The organism is Erythrobacter sp. (genome assembly GCF_023653175.1).
In the GTDB taxonomy this organism is placed as follows: domain Bacteria; phylum Pseudomonadota; class Alphaproteobacteria; order Sphingomonadales; family Sphingomonadaceae; genus Erythrobacter.
The window spans coordinates 1-5,052 of sequence record NZ_JAMNXL010000224.1; the positions used below are offsets into that span (position 1 = coordinate 1).

Below are 5,052 nucleotides of genomic sequence, written 5' to 3' on the forward strand. Positions count from 1 at the left end.
CCCGCTGCCGTGGTCTTCGATGATCGAAATCCCGGTGACTACCGCAATCCTCGGCGGGCGGCGCGTGGCGGCAGGCGGTGGCGGCTTCTTCCGCGTGTTGCCCTACGCCTTCTCGCGCTGGGCTATCCGTCAGGTCAACCGCCGCGACCAGCGCCCGGCAGTGTTCTATTTCCACCCCTGGGAGGTCGATCCCGATCAGCCGCGCGTCGGCCATGCGCCGCTGCGCTCGCGCTTCCGGCACTACACCGGCCTGACGCAGATGGCCGGCAAGCTGCGCGAGCTGGTCCACGAATTTGGCTGGGGCCGGATGGACATGATCGCGCACCGCGAGGCGGCGCGGGCGGTCGATCTGGAACTGCTGCCGCCGGTGCTCGAGCTCGGGCTCGATGCGCAAGTGGAGGCGGCCGAATGAACGCGCCGGTCAAGGCAGCGACGCGGGTGAGCGCGCTCGATTTCCGCGACGCGGGCGAGGTGCGCCGCATCGAAGGCTTCGTCGCCGAACATGGCGGCAGCCTGTTCCACCGCCCGGCATGGCTGCGCGCCGTTGAGGCCGGAACCGGCCAGCGCGCTGCGGGGCTGGTGGCCGAGCGGATGGGCACGGTCACGGGCTGGCTACCGCTCACCGAGGTGCGCTCGGCACTGTTCGGCAAGGCACTGGTTTCGAGCGGGTTCGGGGTTGCAGGCGGCATCCTCGCCTGCGGTGACGACGCCGCGCGGGGTTTGGCCGAGGGCGCTCAGGGCCACGCCCTTCGGGGAGGGTTCTCGGGGGTGGAACTGCGCGGCGGTCCGGTGCCCGCGGGCTGGGACAGCTGGTCCGACAAGCATTGCGGCTTCGAACGGATGCTGGCCGCCGATGACGAGGCCGAACTCCTCGCCATCCCGCGCAAGGCGCGCGCCGAGGTGCGCAAAGGTCTGGGCTTCGGCCACTGCGTCACTGTGGGACGCGGGCCGAGCGATCTGGCCGCACACTACGCCTGCTACAGTGCGAGCGTGCGCAATCTCGGGACGCCGGTCTTCCCCAAGCGCCTGTTCGCCGCGATGCTCGAGGCCATTCCCGAGAGCAGCGACATTCTCACCGTGTGGGCCGGCGAGACCCCGCTGGCGAGCGTGCTGAGCTTCTATCACGCGGACGCGGTGCTGCCCTTCTGGGGCGGCGGCGTGTTCGAGGCCCGTGCCGCGCGCGCGAACGAGGTGATGTATTACGAGCTGATGCTCCATGCCCGCCGGCAAGGGATGCAGCGCTTCGATTTCGGCCGCTCCAAGACCGGCAGCGGGCCTTATAGCTTCAAGAAGAACTGGGGCTTCGATCCGCAGCCGCTGACTTACGCCGCGTGGACCGCGCCGGGAGCCCCTGCGCGCAATATCGATCCGACCGATGCGAGCTACTCGCGCAAGATCGAGCTGTGGAAGAAGCTGCCGCTGCCGCTCGCCAACACCTTGGGGCCGTGGATTGCGCGCGGGCTAGCCTGATGCCCGGCATCCTGTTCCTCGCCCACCGCGTGCCGTTCCCGCCCGACCGGGGCGACCGCATCCGCTCGCACCATTTGCTGCGGGCGCTGGCGAAGCTCGGCCCGGTGCATGTGGGCTGCTTCGGGGAGGGCGATGAGAGCGCCGAGCGGGCGCTCGCCGCTGTCGCGGCTTCGCGGCATGTGGCGCCGCGCACCAAGCCGCTGCCGCTGGCGGGGGCCGAGGCGGTGCTTTCAGGCAAGCCGGTCAGCCTCACCGCATTCCACTCGGCCAGACTGGCGCGGTGGGTGCGCGAGACCATCGCGCGCGAGGGCGTAGAGGCGATCGTCGTCTTCTCCGGGCAGATGGGGCAATATGTCCCCGATGACTTCGCGGGCCCCGTGGTGATCGATCTGTGCGATGTCGACAGCGCCAAGTTCGAAGCCTACGCCGCCGCTGGCGAACGCGCCTGGCTCTACGGGCGCGAGGCGCGGTTGCTTGCGACAGAGGAAGAGCGGCTCGGGCAGCGGGCTGACGCGGCGATCCTGATCTCGGAAGCCGAAGCGGTGCTCTATCGCAGCCGTTTGTCCGCGCCCGGCACGGTCAATGTGCAAGTGATCGGCAACGGGATCGACGCCGCCTTCTTCGATCCGGCCATCGCCACTCCGCATCCCGCCCTTGCCGAGGCTGCGGGGCCGCATTTCGTCTTCACCGGGCAGATGGATTACCGCCCCAACGAACAGGCCGCGCTGTGGGTGATCGAGGCGCTGCTGCCTGTCTTGCGCGCGCGCCTGCCGCAGGCGACGTTCCATGTCGTCGGGCGCAATCCCACCCGCGCGCTGATGGCCGTGGACGGTGCGCCGGGCGTGCGCGTTTGGGGCGCGGTGCCTGACGTCCGCCCCTTCATCGCCGCCGCCGACGCCGTGCTTGCCCCGCTGCTGATCGCGCGCGGAGTGCAGAACAAGGTGCTCGAGGCCATGGCGATGGCGCGGCCGGTGGTGCTCACCCCTGATGCGGCGACGGGGATCGCGGCTGTGGACGGGGAGCACTGGCTGGTCGCACCGCCCGAGCCCGAGGCGATGGCCGCGCGCATTGCCGACCTCATCGCCGATCCTGACGCCGCCCGCCGGATCGGTGCCGCAGCGCGCGACTTCGTGCTGCGCCACCACGGGTGGGAAGCGATGCTCGCCCCGCTCGGCGCGCTCATCGGCAGCTGCGGGGAGGGCCGCCGCCATGCCGCCTGAGGCTGCTGCGCTTCGCACCCCGCGCGCCGCTGCGCGCCTCCCCGTCGCCTGGCGCGCGCCGCTTGCAGCGCTCGGGGCTGCGGCGCTCGCGTTGGTGTTCGCGAGCTTCGATGCCTGGAGCGAGATGGCGCACCAGTGGTGGAACATCGACACCTATAGCCACCTCATGCTCGTGCCCTTCATCATCGCCTGGCTGGTGGCGCTGAAGGAGGAGGAGCTTGCCAGCCTCACCCCGCAGCCCTTCCTGCCCGGCCTCGTCGGCGTAGCTGCGAGTCTGGTGCTGTGGCGCGCGGGCGAGGGGGCCGGGATCAACCTCGTCGCCCAGGCCGGCGCGGTGGGCGCCTTGCAGGCCGCCGCGGTGACCGTGCTCGGCCTGCGCGCTTCCCTCGTGCTCGCGCTCCCCATCGCCTTTGTCGCCTTCCTCGTGCCCTTCGGCGACGAGATCATCCCGGCGCTGCAAGCCATCACCGCCGAGATCGCCATCGCGCTCACCCATGCGAGCGGCATCCCCGCCCGGATCGATGGCATTTACATCGACACCCCCGCCGGGCTCTTCATCGTCGCCGAGGCGTGCTCGGGAGTGAAGTTCCTGATCGCGATGGTGACGCTGGGCGTGCTGGTTTCGGCCACCCGCTTCAACCGCTGGACGACGCGCGCCGGTTTCATGGCCGCCTGCGTCATCGTCCCCATACTCGCCAATGGCGTGCGCGCCTGGGCAACGATCTTTGTCGCGCAATATGTCGGGGCGGAGAAGGCGACCGGGTTCGATCACATCGTCTATGGCTGGGTGTTCTTCGCGATGGTCGTCGCGGTCCTGCTCGGCGCGGCGTGGCGCTTCGTCGAGCGCGAGCCGGAGGAATATGGCTGGTCGCTCGGGGAGATGGGGCGCTGGGGCTGGGTGCGCCGCTTCGAGGCGCTGGCTTTTGCGCCGGGGAGCGCTGCTGCCGCGATCATCGCCTTGGCCGCGATTGCCGCGCTCTCGCTGCTGCTCTAGGGCACAGGCACGATGTGCGGGATTGCCGGGATTTTCCATGCCGAGACCCCCAAGCCGGTCGACCCTGCGCGGGTCGTCCGGATGTGCGACGCGCTCGCGCATCGCGGGCCTGACGGGGCAGGGGTGTGGACCGACCATGGCGTCGGCCTCGGTCATCGCCGGTTGTCGATCATAGACGTCGCGGGCTCCCCCCAACCGATGACCGCCGCCGACGGCCGCGCGGTGATTGTCTTCAACGGCGAGATCTACAATTTCCGCGAGCTGCGGCGCGAGCTCGAGCAATCGGGCTTCACCTTCCGCACCAATGGCGACACCGAGGTGATCCTCGCCGCGTGGCAGAAGTGGGGGCCGGATTGCCTGTCGCGATTGGACGGGATGTTCGCCTTCGCGATCTTCGACATCACCACCCGCCGCCTGTTCCTGGCCCGCGACCGCTTCGGGGTGAAGCCGCTGTTTTGCGCGCATCTGTCCGACGGCAGCATCGCCTTCGCCTCGGAGCTGAAGGGGCTGCTGGCACATCCCCAATTGCGCCGCCGGGTCAACCCGCAGGCGATCGAGGCTTACATGGCGTGGGGCTATGTGCCCGACACGCATTCCATTCTCGCGGGCGTCGAGAAGCTGCCTGCGGGGCACTTCTGGCTGCTGGAGCAGGGCAGGCCGCCGGGCCGTCCGCAGCGCTGGTGGGACATTGATTTCACCCAGCGCGAGCGCGGGAGCGAGGCCGATCTCTCGGCGCAGCTGGTGCATCTGCTGCGCGAGGGCGTGCGTTCGCGGATGGTCGCCGATGTGCCGTTGGGCGCCTTCCTATCGGGCGGGGTCGACAGCTCGGGCGTGGTCGCGCTGATGGCCGAGGCTTCGCACACACCGGTGCAGACCTGCTCGATCGGCTTCGATGTCGCGGCCTATGACGAGACCTCCTATGCCCGGCAGGTCGCCGCCAAGTTCGGCGCGGACCATCAGGAGCGGATCGTCGCAACCGATGACTTCTCGGCCATCGATAGCCTCGCCGCAATGTTCGACGAGCCCTTCGCCGATGCCTCGGCGCTGCCGACATGGCGCGTATGCCAGCTGGCGCGCGAGCGGGTGACGGTGGCGCTGTCGGGCGACGGGGCGGACGAGGCTTTCGCGGGCTACCGCCGTCAGGTGTTCCACCACCACGAGGAGCGGGCCCGCGGCATTCTGCCTGCTGGGCTGCGCGCGCCATTGTTCGGCGCGCTCGGGCGGGCATGGCCCAAGGCCGACTGGGCCCCGCGCCCCTTGCGCGCCAAGGCAACCCTGCTGGCGCTCGCCGAGAGCGGGGAGGAGGGCTATGCCCGCGGCCTTTCGGTGACCCTGCCGGGCGCACGGGCTGCGCTCTATTCGGACAAC

The 5,052-nt window shown here is 70.0% G+C and carries 5 protein-coding genes; all 5 read left to right on the top strand.

The window, feature by feature from the left end; all coding sequences use genetic code 11:
- Window positions 1–412: DUF3473 domain-containing protein (locus NBV68_RS17575; protein WP_296312372.1), on the top strand; the 412-nt coding region annotated here is incomplete at its 5' end.
- Entirely contained in the window at window positions 409–1,470 is a 1,062-nt protein-coding gene (locus tag NBV68_RS17580; RefSeq protein WP_296312376.1) for a FemAB family XrtA/PEP-CTERM system-associated protein, read from the top strand. The genes NBV68_RS17575 and NBV68_RS17580, both read left to right, overlap by 4 nt.
- On the top strand, window positions 1,470–2,690 hold the full coding sequence (locus NBV68_RS17585) for a TIGR03087 family PEP-CTERM/XrtA system glycosyltransferase (protein ID WP_296312379.1): 1,221 nt from the start codon (window positions 1,470–1,472) through the stop codon (window positions 2,688–2,690). The genes NBV68_RS17580 and NBV68_RS17585 overlap by 1 nt, the downstream gene beginning before the upstream one ends.
- A complete protein-coding gene (gene xrtA / locus NBV68_RS17590; RefSeq protein WP_296312383.1) occupies window positions 2,680–3,684 on the top strand; it encodes an exosortase A in 1,005 nt (334 codons plus the stop codon). Before NBV68_RS17585 ends, xrtA begins: the two co-directional genes overlap by 11 nt.
- Before the next feature lie 12 nt (window positions 3,685–3,696).
- Window positions 3,697–5,052: asparagine synthase (glutamine-hydrolyzing) (gene asnB / locus NBV68_RS17595; RefSeq protein WP_296312385.1), on the top strand; the 1,356-nt coding region annotated here is incomplete at its 3' end.